The organism is Bacillus chungangensis (assembly GCF_030812995.1).
Classification (GTDB): Bacteria; Bacillota; Bacilli; order Bacillales; family Bacillaceae_C; genus Bacillus_CF; species Bacillus_CF chungangensis.
In genome coordinates this window covers 1-15,739 of sequence record NZ_JAUSTT010000032.1, presented here as the reverse complement: position 1 = coordinate 15,739, position 15,739 = coordinate 1, and the positions used below count along the sequence as shown (strand labels likewise).

Sequence of the window (15,739 nt, the reverse complement as noted above, 5' to 3'; positions counted from 1 at the left end):
TAATAACGATTACAAGTAAAAAATTTACATTTTGGGTGTTTCATCTATTTTCATGATTAGTAATAAATAAAAGAGGTGTAAAGGTTATGATGACAAAAAATATGAAGTCGTCGTAGATACAGGAATGTTAGCGAATGTTTCACTTTTGGTTCTTGTCATCTCACACGTATTATCATTAAATTCAGTTAGGTTTTATAAAGGAAAAAGGTACAACAGGATGGCTTACGCATGAAGAAATTGAAATGGAACAATAAACGCTATCATAGACAAAAATCCTTTACAAAAGTTGGCATTACTACACTTTGGCAAGTAGACCTCACTGATCGATTAAACACCATTCTATCTCTCTTCTCATCACACTATTAGCCTTTCCTTCCATCTCTAAAGGAGCTGTCCGGTTAATAGGATTCAGTTAATTCGAATAGTTATAAATGGAAGTGATTAGGCAAGATATCAGCCAAATAAAGCTGTTTATCGTCCCATCGTAATCTAACCATTCTTTTACAATCTATTAAAAATAGCTGGCATCCGCCAGCTACAAAATTAAAAACAGGTGGAGAAAAATGCCCTGATATGCTCCCCTGTTTTTATTAAACATCGTCAATCTAATCTGTAACATCTTTCTCTATTCTTCCACGCCTAACGCTAGTCGGATCATAAGGTCAATTGCAATTGGCAGTGCGTTTTCATCGATGTCGAATTTCGGATGATGATGTGGATATTGGCTTTTATCACTTTGCATCCCAACAAAGATAAACGCGCCTTTTTTTGCTTTTAAATAGTAGGAGAAATCTTCGGCTCCCATGATTGGTTCTACTTTCTGTATGACTTCATTTCCATACGCATGTTGAATCACTTTTTCTACATCATGACATGCTTCAGGATCGTTCACTAACGGCGGTGTTCCAGTAATAAATGTAAACGTTCCTTTCGCTTGGAAGCTCTCGCAAATGGACGTTGTCAGCTCCTCCATCCGTGTTCTCATGAGATCAACGGCGTGATAAGACATCGCTCGCACGGTGCCTTTTATCGTAACTGAAGCAGGAATGACATTATATGATGATGAGCCGGATTGAATGCTTCCAAAAGAAATAACCCCCGCTTCCATCGGATTTAAGGAACGACTTATAATGGATTGAAAAGCTTGAATTAAATGGGTAGCGATATAAATTGGATCAACAGCAAGATGCGGCTGGCCGCCATGTCCGCCAATCCCTTCAATTTTAATTTCAAAATCGTCGCAGGAAGCCATTGCAGCACCAGGGGTGAAGCCAAGTTTTCCTAGTGGAAGGTCTTGCCATAAATGAATCCCATAAATTTCATCTACCTCATTCAGTACGCCTTCTTTTACTAATTGATCGGCGCCGCTTGGAGACATTTCTTCAGAGCTTTGGAAAATGAACAATACGTGATGCTGAAGAAGATGGCGATTTTCACTCAGCCATTTTGCCACTGCTAACAAGACAGCCATATGACCATCATGCCCGCAAGCATGCGAGATGCCAGAAATCAATGATGTATACACTTTGTTCCCTTCCTCTGGAATCGCAAGGGCATCCATATCTGCACGCAAGGCAATCGTCTTCTCGCCTTTCGTACCTTTTAAAAACCCAATTACATTCGGAGCAGAGAAGTCTGTCTTTATTTCAATATCAAGTTTTTCTAACTCTTCGCGAATATAAGTGGCAGTATTATATTCTTGCCCAGATAATTCTGGGTGTTGGTGAAAATGTCTTCTATGTTTTACAGCCAATGCTGCTAATAGGTCGTTTACATAAGATGTCTCTATCATTTATTTCTCTCCTTTCATATATGTAGCCTCAAAAAAGCAGCAATCTAAAAAAGAATGCTGCTTTTATTATACGTGCAAATGATGGCTGCTTCTACATTTCTACAAATATATGCTGACATGCAGCAGCTTCAAAGTAAAGATTGCTAAACAATGTCACAAGAAATCTTAGAAAGGTCCATACTGAATCGCTTGCGCAATCAATAAAAATACAGCTCCAACTAAGATTTGAATAAGGATAAATGGCCAAATCCATTTAACCCATTTTGTAAATGGTATCCCTGCAACGGCAAGGCCAGCCATTAAAGGACCTGCTGTTGGAAAAATCGAGTTTGTAATTCCATCCCCTAATTGAAACGCAAGGACAGCAGTTTGCCTTGTTACTCCTACTAAGTCTGCTAACGGAGCCATAATTGGCATTGTTAGTGCAGCTTGGCCACTTCCAGAAGGGACTAAAAAATTAAGTCCTAGTTGTACAATAAACATGCCGATTGCATTTAAGGATGGAGGCAATACATTTAGAAGTGATGATGCATAGTATAAAATTGAATCCATCAGATTTGCGTGTTGAAAAATGACTAGAATCGTTTGTGCAAAACCAATGATTAAAGCACCACCCATGATTTCTCTTGCACCATCTATAAAGTTATCTGCAATGCTATTTGCAGATAACCGGCCAACAATACCTATTATAATGCCAAATAACATAAACAAACCAGCAATCTCCGTAATGTACCAATCAAATTTAATCACACCGATAATCAGTGTAATAAAATTGAATAAGAAAATAATGAGGACCCATTTATGGCGCGTTTCCAGCTTCATTTGCTTTGACAGTTCTTTTTCATTTATTGTTGCATAATTTCCTAAAAAACGACGACTCGGATCGGCTTTTATTTTTTTGGCATAACGATAGACATAGATAACGCCAATGATATAAAAGATAGCAAACATTACCAGTCTCAGCCCCATGCCGGAGAAAGTCGGCAATTCAGCAATTCCTTGGGCAACTCCGATATTGAAAGGGTTCATCACGGCTGTTGTGAACCCAATTGTCGCACCGAGTGAAACGATCGCAAAGCCAACGATCGCATCAAAACCAAGAGCCACAGCAAGTGGTGCAACAATAGCGATATAGACGATCGTTTCTTCTGACATTCCCATTAATGTTCCGCCAGCAGCAAAGAAAAACATCAACACTGGAATTAAGATCATCTCTTTTTTAGCTAGTTTAATAGACATAAAATGGACAAAGGCATCAAGCGCCCCTGTTGCTTTTAAAATCCCGAATGCTCCCCCGATAATCAAAATAAAAAAGATAATACCTGTTCCTTCCTGCATCCCTAAATGAATGTTTGAGAACATTTGAAAGAAACCAACAGGAGATGATTCTGTGAAAGAAAATGATTCTGGATTAATAATCGATCTGCCATCAACTTCTACTCGTTCATATTGTCCAGCGGGGACAATATAGGTTAAGATCGTAGCTATGACAATAACGCAAAATATAAGGACAAAGGCATTAATACCGCCAGCCTTTTTTTCTTGTACTTGTTGTTCTGAAATGGAATGCTTCATTCTAGTTAGCTCCTTGATGTAAACTTAGATGTAATATTAAGCACGATAACGTATTTTTATGCATACGTATCATTATAATGAAATCGCCAATAAATACAACCATTTCTTACGATATTTTTTTATAAAAATAATTTCCAGAAGATTAAAAAGAATAAAAAATCCTTTTAGTGCAGGATTAGTACGGGAAAATTCTTTTATGTGAAGAAACTGTATAATACATATTTTTGCATAAAAAATCAGTTGAAGAATGGAGAATCGACTTCTAAAAAATGAAAAAAGATTGTCATTTGCATGAATAAACAATGACAATCCAAAATCAGTAGTTTTGTATTTAAATAAGTTCAAACAATAATTTCCAGATCATATAGAAAGCTACAATCCAAATAATGATGGCAGAGACCTTATTGATTCTATTCATCCATTGAGCGGATAGCTTAAATTGGCGAATCATGCTTCCTGCTATAGCCAACCCGATAAACCATAGCCATGAAACGATAATCGTTGTAATCGTAAACGCCCATCTCTCATCTCCAGTGTAGCTTAATGAATTCGTACCAATGACACCGATTGTATCGAGAATAGCATGAGGATTTAACAGCGAAACAGAAAGAGCAAAGACGATTTGCTTTTTTCTTGAAAATTGCTGTTCTGAAGCTTGATCGATTGCAACAGCTTCACTTTTCCAAATGGACCAGCCCATGTATAAAAGAAAGAAAAAACCAATGCCAAAGAGCAAAAGCTTGATCCATGTAAAGGCTAAAAGAATAAGCGAAACGCCAAGCACTGCCAAAACGATTAAAAACGTGTCACATATCGCTGCTGTTAACACGACTGGCATCGCTCGCATTAGCGATGGCTGTGTTGCTCCTTGATTGAAAACAAATACATTTTGTACACCTAAAGGGATAATTAATCCAAAAGCAAGAATGATTCCATGTAAAATTGGTTCTAGCACTATGAACCTCCTTAACGTTAATAATGGCTTTATTGTAAGCTGAAAAAAATAAATTGTCTCCAGCCAAATGGATGGAATACAATCCAACCAAATGCTAAAATAGAACAATTAAAAGAAATAGAGGTCTTTTTCATGAAGCATTCAGAATGGAAGCCTAATCCTTCCGCAATGGCTCCTTTATATGAACAAATTAAAGATTATTTGCAAACAAAAATTATTAATGGCGATTGGCCAGTTGGAACAAAGCTCCCTCCCCAGAGAAGATTGGCGGCGATGTTTGATGTAAATAGAAGTACTGTTGTGACAGCATTAGATGAATTAACTGCACAAGGACTCATTGCCGGCAACAGTGGAGGCGGAACAAAAGTAATCAACCATACATGGAATGTGATGGCAGCAAATCCGCCCCCAGATTGGCACTCTTATGTAAAGGCTGGGGTGTTTCATCCGAATTTGCCAACCATTCAAGAGATTAATGAGGCGGAGTTTTCGCCTGATGTCATTCGACTTGGAACAGGGGAGCTTTCTCCAACACTATTGCCAACTGCGGCGATGCAAGATATTTTTCAGCGTCTTCCCAATCGAATGACATCATTAGGATATGAAGAACCGAAAGGCAATCTTTTTTTACGTAAACAAATTGCTCATTATCTAAAAAAATGGAATATCGACGCAGCTCCTTCTTCTATTTTGATTGTTTCGGGAGCGCTGCAAGCTTTTCAGCTTATTTCCATCGGTTTATTGCAAAGAAGTTCCACCATTTTGCTAGAAAGACCATCGTATCTTTATTCATTGCGATTATTCCAATCAGCTGGAATGAAGCTCTTTGGCATCCCGATGGATGAAGATGGTCTGCAAGCATCTTTCATTGCGAAATATAAAGCACAAAGTAAAGCAGCGATGCTCTATACAATTCCTTGCTTTCACAATCCAACTGGCACTTCTATGACAGAAGCTAGGCGTACAGCATTATTGGAAGTCTGTGAGAAAGAGGGGCTGCCATTAATGGAGGATGATGTATATCGAGAGCTTTGGATCGATGAGCCCCCTCCTCTTCCGTTAAAAAGCCGTGATCGAAGCGGGCTGGTACTTTATTTAGGCAGCATGTCGAAAACATTGAGTCCTGGACTGCGGATCGGTTGGGTGGTAGGACCAGAACCTGTCATCAATCGGTTAGCTGATATTAAGATGCAAACTGATTACGGCGCTAGTTCTTTATCACAGTGGGCTGTCGCCGAATGGCTAGTCAGTGGACTATACGATCAACATATTCACTTTGTAAGGGAACAGCTTAGAATTCGACGTGATACAGCACTGCAAGCTCTTCAAGCGTACTTTTCACCATTTGCAACATGGACTGTGCCGAAAGGAGGTTTTTATATTTGGGTACATATAACTTCTCCTCTATCTATGCGCCAGTTGTTTGAGACTGCGTTGAAAGAGCGTATTTTAATTCATCCAGGACATTTGTATGATCCACAGGCTACACAATCGCTGCGCATTTCATATGCATATGCTTCGTTAACCGACTTAGAAAAAGGGATTGCTCGTCTATCTTCATTAGTAAAGCAAGCGATTAATCATGATAAAGAATGAATGAAAAAAGCATATTCTCCTATCCTGCCTATTCGAAAATGCTTGGCTAAAGCTAATTTTGAAATTGTCTTCCTTTTCAATGGATGTTAAAATATGGACATTATCATTAGGGGAAGGGTGCAAGCAATTGAAAACAGTTACTATTTATCATTATGATGCCTTTACTAATCAACCTTATTTTGGAAATCATGCAGGAATTGTGCTAAATGGGGAAACACTAACCGATGATGAAATGCAAAAAATTGCTTTTGATGTCGGTTTTAATGAAACGTCCTTTCCTATTAAATCAACGGCTGCTGATTTAAGGATTCGCTACTTTACGCCAGGACACGAAATGAATCTATGCGGACACGCAACGGTCGCAACCATTTTTGCATTAAAAACAAAAGGCTTGCTGCCCGATAAAAAAGAGTTGACAGTTGAAACGAAAGCAGGGATTTTACCCGTTCAAATCAATGATCAACACGACATTACCTTGACGCAAGCAAGCCCAGAATTCCAAACCTTTAACGGATCTCGAGAGGATATAGCCGAATCGATAGGCCTTCATGTAAGCGAGTTGGATGAACATTTTCCGATCATTTATGGGAGTACAGGAATCTGGACTTTATTAATTCCCATTAAAAAGCTTGCTTCCTTTAAAAAAATGAAGCCGAACAATCAGGTATTCCCTTCTATATTAAAAGAAATTCCAAAAGCTTCAATTCACCCATTTTGTTTAGAAACATATGACCCAGAAGCCCAGATGCATGCACGCCATTTTTCTTCTCCCTACTCTGGAACGATTGAAGACCCTGTAACCGGTACTGCTTCAGGTGTAATGGGAGCGTATTATGCTAAATTTATTAAAAAAAATTTTAAACATACGCTTACGCTTCTTATTGAGCAAGGACAGGAAATGGGTAAAGACGGCCGGGTAAAAATAAGTGTTACAAAAAATGTTCCTAACAAATTTGATGTGAAAATGACAGGAAGTGCAGTATTTGTAACTCAATTCTCTCTATCTTTATGAGAACCGAAGAGGCATTACCCCAACGTTTTCCTTACGACATTGAAGCATACATAAAAGGAAAAGAGCATTTAGTGCTGGAGATTGAACGAAAAGCATTCGTATGGCATCAAGGGACAAATATGTAGATTAGACTATGTCCTATAAAAACTTTCCCAGTTATGATAAAAAGCTGTTCGACACCTGTCAAACAGCTTTTTATGTAAAATATTATTTCCTATAGATGCTGCTTTTATTGTGCTGCTTTCTCAGATACAACAGTAAATCGTTCCTTCACATGCTGTGGATGTTCAATTTCATCTAAGACTGCAATTGCGTAGTCTCTATAACTGACATAACTTTCTCCTTGAGCATTTACAAGTAGATGATCTTTCCCTTTTTGATAAGAGCCTGTTCGCATTCCTTCTGGATCAAAAAAGGCAGAAGGACTAATAAAAGTCCAGTTAAGAGAATCAGTTTGTTGTAAAATGGTTAAATTCTCCGCTTGGTTCACAGCTGTCGGCAAATATTCTTTCGGAAACTCAGGTGTCTCCATCAATCGAACTGTTTTCCCTTCATCAACAAATAAGCTTCCTGCACCGCCTACCACGATTAATCTTGTATTTGGAGCATCTTTAAGTGCATTAATCAACACATTTCCAGCTTCCACATGAAGATGCTCTTGTCCTGGTAAAGCACCAAATGCATTCACAACAACATCAAAATCCTTTAAATCATTCGAAGATAAATCAAAGATGTCTTTTTCGATAATGGCCGTATGCTGATCTTTCACTTTAGAAGCGTTTCTAACAATTGCAGTCACTTCATTGCCTCTATTAATCGCTTCCTCCATAATAAGCTTCCCAGCTTTGCCGCTTGCACCAATGATGCCGATTTTCATGATTTCTCATCTCCTGCATGATGTTTATTTGAAAAATTTAACTCGCTCTTCTAATGGTTTAAATTCCTTGTCCCCTGCTGGTGCTGTTGGCTTGCCAAATGGCATTTGGGCAATTAATTTCCAGCTGCTAGGAATATCCCATTCTTTTCTTACTTCATCATCAATAAGTGGATTATAGTGCTGTAAAGTCGCGCCAAATCCTTCTAATTCTAATGATGTCCAAATAACATATTGGAGCATTCCTGATGAATGTTGAGACCAAATTGGGAAGTTATCTTTATATAATGCAAACTGTTCCTGAAGCGAATTAATTACTTCTTGATCTTCAAAGAATAAAACTGTACCATAGCCGCTACCAAAAGCATTCATTTTTTCTTCTGTACTGCTAAATTGATCAGCAGGAACGATTTTTCTTAATGTTTCTTTTGTAATATTCCACAATTTATCATGTTGTTCATTTAACAAGACAACAACTCTTGCACTTTGTGAGTTAAAAGAGGAAGGTGTATGCTTGACCGCGTGATTGATTACTTCTTTGATTCTTTCATCTGATACAACCGCTTCTTTACTAATTCCGTAAATAGATCTTCTTTCTTCGATAGCAGTATAAAAATCTTTTGTATTATTTGTCATTATTTATCTCTCCTTATTCGTTCAATGTTTTTTATATTTTCTCCCAAAAAGCTTTTCATACTCTACTTTTCTCAAACACAGAGTCGAATATGATTCCCGGATGGGTCTTTTGTTATTAGAATTCCTTCTTCTTCCTGGACGGAAACGCCTAATGTTTTTAACTTATTTACTGCTTCATTTCTCGCTTTTTCATTAGGAAATACCAATGAAAACCACTTCATTCCAACACTATTTGCTGCAGGGGCTTTTGCTCCTACACCATTCCAAGTATTCATACCAATATGATGGTGGTAGCCGCCTGTTGAAATAAAGGTTGCTTGCTCGCCATATCGGTTTACAACATTAAAACCAAGTCCTTTACAATAAAAGTCTTCCGCTTTTTGTAAATCTGATACATGGAGATGAATATGTCCCATAATCGTATGTTCTGGCAAACCGTTCCAGGGCTCTCCTTTTGTTTCTTGTAAAAGGTTCTCTATATCTAGCCGTTCGGTTGTCATCAATATTTGTCCATCTTCCTTTATCCATGAATGAAGAGGACGATCAGCATATATTTCGATGCCGTTGCCATCAGGGTCTGCTAGATAGATCGCTTCACTGACACGATGGTCAGAAGCGCCTTGCAGTGGATATCCCGTATTAATAAGGTGAGATAAAGCCTTCGCTAAATCGGAACGCTGCGGCAATAAAAGAGCAAAATGGTACAACCCTGTCGTTCTCGGCTCTTTTGTTAACACATTTTCCGGCTGTTCAATTGTGACAAGCGGTGTTTTTCCATCTGCCGTTAATACCACTTTTTTTCCGATATGCTCAAGAATCCTAAATCCTATTATCTCTTGATAAAACAGAAGAGATCGTTCTACATCTTTTGCAAGTATGTGAACCTGATTTACAAACGTAGAAGGATCACGATGAAATGTCATTATATTTCTTCCCTCCTTTTTCTAAATGATACCAGATCATTCCAAAAGTATTTAAGCTTCTTTACTGGAACGAAACAGTACTTTGTCAACTGAAAAAAATGAACTTCCCGTAATTGCAAGATGAATCGACATCGCTAGTAGCGCTAATTCGAATTCATAACCTGCCATTTGCGCTGATCCCATAAAGCCAGCTGCAAATTTAATTTTTATAAGCGCCCCAGCCATAATGATTGCAAATAGGACGGAAACAATTCTTGTTCCAATTCCTAGTATCATGGCAATGCCGCCTACCAACTCAATAGAAGCTGTTGCATATGCTGCAAATCCTGGAAGACCTATGCTCTCAAAGAATCCAACCGTGTTGCTAATACCGCCTTGAAATTTAGCAAAACCATGAATAAAAAATGTGAGGCCTAAAATAATACGTACTATAAATCCAGCTAGCTCGTATTTGTTCATCATTATTTTCACACTCCTTTTTATTAATAAAATCGATGATTGATTATAGCTAGTTGTATCTTTTCTTTCGTACCTGAGGAAGTTTAAGTACGGAAAAAACATAAAGATAAGTTACTTACTTTATGTAAGTTAGTATATGTTTATAAATTAGTTGTGTCAAGTATAAAAGTTATTTTTTATAAATAATTTATTTTTTTATGTTATAATAGGGTTATGGGTAAACAGAGATGTCTGACATGATTGGAGGTAACCACAAATGAACCAATCTAATTTGTGTCCACGATTTGAAAAAGCGATGAGCATTTTAAGTCAACGCTGGACGGGATTGATTATTTATCAACTCCTTGCTGGTCCGCAGCGATTTTGTACAATTGAAACTTCTATTATGATTAGCGGCAGAGTTCTTTCAGAAAGGCTAAAAGATTTAGAGCATGAAGGAATTGTGAAACGAGAGGTATTTCCAGAAACACCTGTTCGGATAGAATATTCTCTAACAGAAAAGGGGCGTGCTTTAGAACCTATTTTGAAAGAGATTGAAAAATGGTCGCAAACATGGTTAGAAATAGAAGGAGATGCTGCAATTCAAAAATAAAGCCAATTGCTCTTTATAGAACAATTGGCTTTTTGGCATGTAACAATAACCATACACATATGTGGTTATTGTTATCTCTATTTAGTAAAAAAACCATTCCGGTATAATCGGCTATTTCTCATGCTTTTTCAATATCTCTTTATATTTTCTTTAAACAGCTTCGCTTGGTGAAACCGTTCTGTTGATTATCGTTATTTAAGATGAGAACTACAGACCAAACTAAATTCAAGAACGATTTCCTCCTAACATTCGCAGCTCTCAGCATACTCTCCATCCTTCCTCCCCGAGAAAATCCTTATCTCATCATCCGTTTATTTTGGCGAAAGCAATCCGTGCCCTTCTAAATATTTCCTTGCTGCTTTCTCAGCAGAAACTCCTTTAACATTGACTGCGTAGTTCATTTCCTGCATCTCTTTTTCCGTTATTTTTCCAGCAAGTTTATTTAATATGCCTTCAAGTTCTGGATATGCCTCAAGCGTCTCTTTTTTTAACAATGGCGCACCTTGATAAGGTGGGAATAAATGCTTGTCATCTTCTAAAATTTTAAGGTTGTATTGCCTTAGTTCACTATCTGTGGAGTAGGCATCGACAAGCTGAATATCGCCTGTTTCTATTGCCTTATAGCGAAGTTTTGGCTCCATCGTTTGGATATTTGCAAATTCAATGTTGTATAATGTTTCAATCCCTTTGTAGCCATCTTCACGATCTGTAAATTCCAATGTAAAGCCAGTTTTTATGTGCTGCTCCACTCGTTTTAAATCAGATATCGTCTTTAATTGGTATTGATCAGCAAATGCTGCTGGTACAGCAAGCGTATACGTGTTATTGTAAGCCATTGGTTGCAGCAGCACCATTTGATATGTCGTTTCCAAACCTTTTCGCGCTTGCTCATATACATCTGCTGTATGAGTGCTAACTGCTTCTTCCTTTAAAAAAGCGGTAATTGCAGTTCCTGTAAATTCTGGATAGATATCGATATCGCCTGATTTTAGCGCATTAAAAACGAAAGAAGTTTTACCTAAGCTTGGTTCTATGCGAACATGTAAATCGGTGTCTTCTTCGATCAGCAGTTTATACATATTTATTAATATTTCTGGCTCTGCTCCTAGTTTGCCAGCAATGACAAGCTCCTTCTTTCCTACATTTGTTAGCTGCGGAATGATGAGTATACATACCGTTGCAATGATAGCAATACTTCCCACTATCATCGTCCGCTTGAAGGAAACTCTTTCTACTGCTCGTAAAACAATATCAAAGAAAATGGCTAATAATGCTGCTGGTATCGCACCGAGAATAATAAGATAATGATCATTGCGGTCGATCCCAAGTAAAATAATCTGCCCCAATCCTCCCGCTCCAATCAATGCTGCTAATGTCGCCGTTCCAACGATAAGTACCATCGCAGTACGAATGCCAGCCATCATTACTGGTAAAGCAAGCGGCAGTTCTACTTTGAATAGACGTTTTCGATGATTCATTCCCATTGCACTTGCTGCTTCAATAAGCGAGTTGTCCACTTCCTTAATACCAGTATATGTATTACGTAAAATAGGCAGTAATGCATAGATGACGAGTGCAATAATGGCAGGGACTTTGCCAATCCCTACCAAAGGGATCAACAAGCCTAATAATGCTAAGGAGGGAATTGTTTGCAAAACAGCTGACATGCCAATGATGCCTTCTGCTATTTTCATATGACGTGTAAGGAAAATACCAAGAGGAATTCCGATCATTATTGCTAGAATAAGAGCTATAGCTGATATTTGAATATGCTCAACGAAAGCATTGAATAGTTCACCTTTTCTATCTTGAAAGACTTGCCAAAATGTATTCATTGAAATTGTCTCTCCCCTATTCTGGAGGCTAAATACTTCACCAATACTTGTCTTGTCATTGTTCCGACAATTTCACCATCCTTTTCTACTGCTACGGCGTCTTCATCGGCTAGAAGCGCTAAAGCCTCTTGTATCGTCGTATGAGACGATACTGTTTTAGCTTCAGCTGCAGCAGGCTTCATCCATGCTAATAAGTCTTCGATACACTCATGTTCATAATGACCGTTACCGGAACGAACGAAATTTTTTACAAAAGCATTCACTGGATGTTGAATCAGTTGTTCTGGAGCGTCAATTTGCACTACCTCTGCGTGCTGCATCACACAGATACGATCTCCAAGCTTCAACGCTTCGTGCATATCATGCGTAACAAAGACGATCGTTTTATTAATTTGCCTTTGCAGCGTTAATATATCATCTTGCAGTTTTTCTCGACTAATTGGATCTAATGCACTAAATGGCTCATCCATTAAAATAATATCAGGATTAGCGGCAAGAGCACGAATAACACCAATCCGCTGCTGCTGGCCGCCTGATAGTTCATGGGGCTTTCGATCGCGATAGGTTGCCGGATCAAGGCCAACCATTTCTAAAAGTTCGTCAATTCGTTTTTTTATCTTCTCTTGCTTCCATTTCTTTAACTCTGGAACAATTGCAATGTTCTCAGCAATCGTCATATGGGGAAAGAGTGCGATTTGCTGCAATACGTAGCCGATATTCCAGCGCAATTCATGGATATCATAGTCGCTTGCTTTTTTCCCTTGAATAAAAATCGTCCCCTCTGATAAATCGATCAAACGATTAATCATTTTTAAGGTCGTCGTTTTCCCGCTTCCACTTGGACCAATTAAAACAAAAAACTCCCCTTTTTCGATCGTAAAATTTAGATTGTGGACTGCTTTCGTTCCATCAGGATATATTTTTGAAACACGTTGAAATCGAATCATTATTTTTTCCTTTCTCGTAAACTCGTGCGACCTTAGATGCTATTTTGTGAAAGAGGAAGAACTCGGAGTAATATTTTCGTAGACAATAGATAGATATGTTTCGATATGTTTGCACGTATTTTTTCTTCATACTGAACGATCTTTCTTACTGAGTCAACAGAAAGCACTTTTGGTTTTTTTAATTTATTCAAGATGTTAATCGATCATGTGCATCATTTAACGCTGAACACTCTTATTCTTCGAGGGACTGGATGCTTTTCTTGTTGGCCGCTTGAAAAACATATCTTCCTTGTTTTGAAAATAATTTCTTTATATAAATGTATTAATACCATCTTCTTTGATAATTCCATCGGAGTGAACGAAAGGAAACTAAATAGGTTTCCTACCTAATAATTAATCATTTTCTTCATTGACCTTCGGAGGATCTGCTAAAAAAAACCGTTCAAAATCGAACGGTTTTTCCTAAAAGATCTTATTGTTTAGACGAATCATACACGAAGTTCACAAAACCATCCTCGTCGGGAACTGCGTCTTCTTCTATAAAGCCTAATGCTCGAAAGCAGGCGATGCTTGCGAGATGATCTTCTTCAATCTCTGCCTCCCATTTTTTAACGGATTTCAACTCAGGATGTATCAACACTTGACGAAGTAACTCTTTGCCGTATCCGCGATTTTGCAGAGAAGGATTGACAATTAATGCGATATAGCCAATCTCCTCCTCGATTTCTACAATAATAATGCCAACAAGTTCGTCCTTCGCGTAGCCTGCCCAGATGAAATACTGATCATTTGAACAAACATTATTATACCAGCTTTCCAAAGGCAGCATGCCAGCCATTCGATCCTGAATTTCTTTATCGTTAAACCATGTTTTCAACATAGGCAAATGATGATCTTGCAAAACTTCCATTCTCTCAATATCGGTGGAACGTTCATACAATTGATACATATGAGTTTCCTTATCTGTAGATTTTGCGATAGCAAATGCTTCTTTTACACTGCGTTTGTTTTGAATCATCTCATAGAAAAAACGCAATGCAAACATAAGCGCCGCATTCCCATCTGGATAATCATCTGGACCTATATAAGCTGAACAGCCATTTTCTATAAAAGCTTTCGCTAATATAGCGTTACCAAGTGAGCACCCATTGCCGAGCACCACCTTACCATTGAGTTTAGTAAAGCGAGCGATTTCTTCCGGCCCAAAGTCAACACGAGGTTCTCCTTCTTCATATACCGATTCATCTAATTCAGGCATGAGAAATCTTCCTTCATCCCCGTGAAATTCAAGAATAATGAAATCTGTCTCAGGATACAAATCGTCACCAGACAATACGTCAATCAAATCGCTTGGTCTTCCAATCCAATACGTAAATACTCTTGCACCAAAGAATTCAAGCGCAGTACGTAATCCGTTCGCACTCATATCACAATCTGGTCCACATACTAAAGCAACATTCATTTCAGGTTTACTCATTTTTCTCGTCCTCCAATGTTATCCATCTTATTGTTCGTTTTAAAGATAATAAAAATGGATATAAATGGAGGCGCTCGAGGTAGAGTAATACGTTAACGGTTTAACTTTTTCATTATAGATACTTCCTCCTATAAAAAATTAATTAAATATTACCATACATAATTGGAAGCATCAACAATCTCGTTAAAAATTTTACATTATTAGTTTACATTTCCTGTTAGTAATTGTTTATAAAAGGAATTGCTAGTTCTGCTATTCTTTCATATCCCTTATTATTCGGATGTAAACCATCGTTTGTATATGTTGAGAGATTTTTTGTATTAATTCCACTGTTATTATATAAATCCAATACAGGTAGCGAGTACATGACTGCAATTTGTCTTATTGCTTCCACATAGTCTATCAGTTTATGCCCAGCAGTATTAGTAGATTCAATCGTATAGCCTGCATTATCTCGATGCAATGGTGTCCATAGATAGATGCGAGTATTCGGGTTGCTAGCAATGATATAATCTAATAAACTTCTATATGCGCCATAAAATGTATTTGTATCAAAAGTAGTATCGAAAACGGAACCGATAATGCCTAATGTACGGTTTAATTTAAAATCATTTGTACCTGCAAAGATAGTAACAATATCTACACATGCATAGTCAATACTTTTTCCAATCACTGTTGTTGAAGAAGCATCAGGACCTGTCATAGAACCTCCGCTGTACGCTTTGTTTTCAATATCACCGAACTCAATTTCTTTATTCATTAACGCCTGGAAAACTCCTGTTGCAGAAATAGAGTCTCCTAATGTTACCCAATTTTTCTGATGCCACTTGCTTCTATTTCTACTCATCATCATTCCGTTGCCAAAACCTTATAAAACTCTATAAGAAATTGTTTGCTCCCTGTTCTACGTGTCCGATTTTGCCGAAGCTACTCTCGTTTGGTGTAACACTCCGAGGGCGTAAATTCCGATGCAACGAATCGTACATATTAGCAATAACTTTTAGGTGTTAATTTGCTAATTCATAGCGTGACAAATTGATAGATGCATTCAAGTCCCTATCCATTT

15 protein-coding genes and 1 pseudogene are annotated in these 15,739 nt (G+C 37.8%); 4 read left to right on the top strand and 12 right to left on the bottom strand.

Annotated elements, in window-relative coordinates; translation table 11 throughout:
• Positions 1–228: 228 nt before the first annotated feature.
• Complete coding sequence (locus J2S08_RS19495) at positions 229–366, top strand: hypothetical protein (protein WP_307232551.1); 138 nt, start codon at positions 229–231, stop codon at positions 364–366.
• A 259-nt stretch (positions 367–625) separates the two neighbouring features.
• On the opposite strand, the gene J2S08_RS19490 is transcribed toward J2S08_RS19495, so the two are convergent.
• From J2S08_RS19490 to J2S08_RS19480, 3 genes are all read right to left on the bottom strand, one after another.
• Positions 626–1,792 carry a M20 metallopeptidase family protein gene (locus J2S08_RS19490; RefSeq protein ID WP_307232549.1) on the bottom strand — a complete coding sequence of 389 codons (1,167 nt, stop codon included), beginning with the start codon at positions 1,790–1,792 and terminating at the stop codon, positions 626–628.
• Positions 1,793–1,957: 165 nt separating this feature from the next.
• On the bottom strand, positions 1,958–3,367 hold the full coding sequence (locus J2S08_RS19485) for a YfcC family protein (RefSeq protein ID WP_307232547.1): 1,410 nt from the start codon (positions 3,365–3,367) through the stop codon (positions 1,958–1,960).
• 331 nt (positions 3,368–3,698) lie between these two features.
• Positions 3,699–4,322 carry a LysE/ArgO family amino acid transporter gene (locus J2S08_RS19480; RefSeq protein ID WP_307232546.1) on the bottom strand — a complete coding sequence of 208 codons (624 nt, stop codon included), beginning with the start codon at positions 4,320–4,322 and terminating at the stop codon, positions 3,699–3,701.
• 132 nt (positions 4,323–4,454) lie between these two features.
• Between J2S08_RS19480 and J2S08_RS19475 the strand changes: the two genes are divergently transcribed.
• Together J2S08_RS19475 and J2S08_RS19470 are read left to right on the top strand one after the other, a co-directional pair.
• The gene (locus J2S08_RS19475) at positions 4,455–5,918 is read left to right on the top strand and encodes an aminotransferase-like domain-containing protein (protein ID WP_307232544.1); all 1,464 of its coding nucleotides are present in this window, start codon (positions 4,455–4,457) and stop codon (positions 5,916–5,918) included.
• A 127-nt stretch (positions 5,919–6,045) separates the two neighbouring features.
• Entirely contained in the window at positions 6,046–6,930 is an 885-nt protein-coding gene (locus J2S08_RS19470) for a PhzF family phenazine biosynthesis isomerase (RefSeq protein WP_307232542.1), read from the top strand.
• Positions 6,931–7,159: 229 nt separating this feature from the next.
• Here the strand turns inward: J2S08_RS19470 and J2S08_RS19465 are convergent, their stop codons facing one another.
• From J2S08_RS19465 to J2S08_RS19450, 4 genes are all read right to left on the bottom strand, one after another.
• Positions 7,160–7,807, bottom strand: a complete 648-nt coding sequence (locus tag J2S08_RS19465; RefSeq protein ID WP_307232540.1) for an NAD(P)-dependent oxidoreductase — start codon at positions 7,805–7,807, stop codon at positions 7,160–7,162.
• Between the two features lie 24 nt (positions 7,808–7,831).
• Positions 7,832–8,440, bottom strand: a complete 609-nt coding sequence (locus J2S08_RS19460; protein WP_307232538.1) for a nitroreductase family protein — start codon at positions 8,438–8,440, stop codon at positions 7,832–7,834.
• A 71-nt stretch (positions 8,441–8,511) separates the two neighbouring features.
• Positions 8,512–9,363: a VOC family protein gene (locus J2S08_RS19455; RefSeq protein ID WP_307232536.1), complete on the bottom strand. Its 852-nt coding sequence runs from the start codon at positions 9,361–9,363 to the stop codon at positions 8,512–8,514.
• A gap of 51 nt (positions 9,364–9,414) precedes the next feature.
• Positions 9,415–9,825 (bottom strand): DoxX family protein, encoded by a 411-nt coding sequence (locus J2S08_RS19450; RefSeq protein WP_307232535.1) that lies wholly within the window; start codon positions 9,823–9,825, stop codon positions 9,415–9,417.
• Positions 9,826–10,078: 253 nt separating this feature from the next.
• On the opposite strand from J2S08_RS19450, the gene J2S08_RS19445 reads away from it, so the two are divergent.
• A complete protein-coding gene (locus J2S08_RS19445) occupies positions 10,079–10,414 on the top strand; it encodes a winged helix-turn-helix transcriptional regulator (RefSeq protein WP_307232533.1) in 336 nt (111 codons plus the stop codon).
• 311 nt (positions 10,415–10,725) lie between these two features.
• On the opposite strand, the gene opuFB is transcribed toward J2S08_RS19445, so the two are convergent.
• From opuFB to J2S08_RS19420, 5 genes and pseudogenes are all read right to left on the bottom strand, one after another.
• Entirely contained in the window at positions 10,726–12,249 is a 1,524-nt protein-coding gene (gene opuFB / locus J2S08_RS19440) for an osmoprotectant update ABC transporter permease/substrate-binding subunit OpuFB (protein ID WP_307232531.1), read from the bottom strand.
• Positions 12,246–13,196, bottom strand: coding sequence for an ABC transporter ATP-binding protein (locus J2S08_RS19435; protein WP_307232529.1), 951 nt, complete (start codon positions 13,194–13,196; stop codon positions 12,246–12,248). The genes opuFB and J2S08_RS19435 overlap by 4 nt, the downstream gene beginning before the upstream one ends.
• A gap of 472 nt (positions 13,197–13,668) precedes the next feature.
• Positions 13,669–14,106, bottom strand: a complete 438-nt coding sequence (locus tag J2S08_RS19430; RefSeq protein ID WP_307232602.1) for a GNAT family N-acetyltransferase — start codon at positions 14,104–14,106, stop codon at positions 13,669–13,671.
• 24 nt (positions 14,107–14,130) lie between these two features.
• Positions 14,131–14,673: pseudogene (locus J2S08_RS19425) on the bottom strand (delta-aminolevulinic acid dehydratase); the annotation flags it as partial.
• Positions 14,674–14,890: 217 nt separating this feature from the next.
• A complete protein-coding gene (locus J2S08_RS19420; protein ID WP_307232526.1) occupies positions 14,891–15,520 on the bottom strand; it encodes an SGNH/GDSL hydrolase family protein in 630 nt (209 codons plus the stop codon).
• Positions 15,521–15,739 lie beyond the last annotated feature (219 nt).

Excerpts from the sequence above, each read along its gene's own strand:
- J2S08_RS19495 (WP_307232551.1), top strand. The coding sequence starts at position 229 with ATGAAGAAATTGAAATGGAACAATAAACGCTATCATAGACAAAAATCC.
- J2S08_RS19490 (WP_307232549.1), bottom strand. The coding sequence starts at position 1,792 with ATGATAGAGACATCTTATGTAAACGACCTATTAGCAGCATTGGCTGTA.
- J2S08_RS19485 (WP_307232547.1), bottom strand. The coding sequence starts at position 3,367 with ATGAAGCATTCCATTTCAGAACAACAAGTACAAGAAAAAAAGGCTGGC.
- J2S08_RS19475 (WP_307232544.1), top strand. The coding sequence starts at position 4,455 with ATGAAGCATTCAGAATGGAAGCCTAATCCTTCCGCAATGGCTCCTTTA.
- J2S08_RS19465 (WP_307232540.1), bottom strand. The coding sequence starts at position 7,807 with ATGAAAATCGGCATCATTGGTGCAAGCGGCAAAGCTGGGAAGCTTATT.
- J2S08_RS19460 (WP_307232538.1), bottom strand. The coding sequence starts at position 8,440 with ATGACAAATAATACAAAAGATTTTTATACTGCTATCGAAGAAAGAAGA.
- J2S08_RS19455 (WP_307232536.1), bottom strand. The coding sequence starts at position 9,363 with ATGACATTTCATCGTGATCCTTCTACGTTTGTAAATCAGGTTCACATA.
- J2S08_RS19450 (WP_307232535.1), bottom strand. The coding sequence starts at position 9,825 with ATGATGAACAAATACGAGCTAGCTGGATTTATAGTACGTATTATTTTA.
- J2S08_RS19445 (WP_307232533.1), top strand. The coding sequence starts at position 10,079 with ATGAACCAATCTAATTTGTGTCCACGATTTGAAAAAGCGATGAGCATT.
- opuFB (WP_307232531.1), bottom strand. The coding sequence starts at position 12,249 with ATGAATACATTTTGGCAAGTCTTTCAAGATAGAAAAGGTGAACTATTC.
- J2S08_RS19435 (WP_307232529.1), bottom strand. The coding sequence starts at position 13,196 with ATGATTCGATTTCAACGTGTTTCAAAAATATATCCTGATGGAACGAAA.
- J2S08_RS19430 (WP_307232602.1), bottom strand. The coding sequence starts at position 14,106 with ATGGAAGTTTTGCAAGATCATCATTTGCCTATGTTGAAAACATGGTTT.
- J2S08_RS19420 (WP_307232526.1), bottom strand. The coding sequence starts at position 15,520 with ATGAGTAGAAATAGAAGCAAGTGGCATCAGAAAAATTGGGTAACATTA.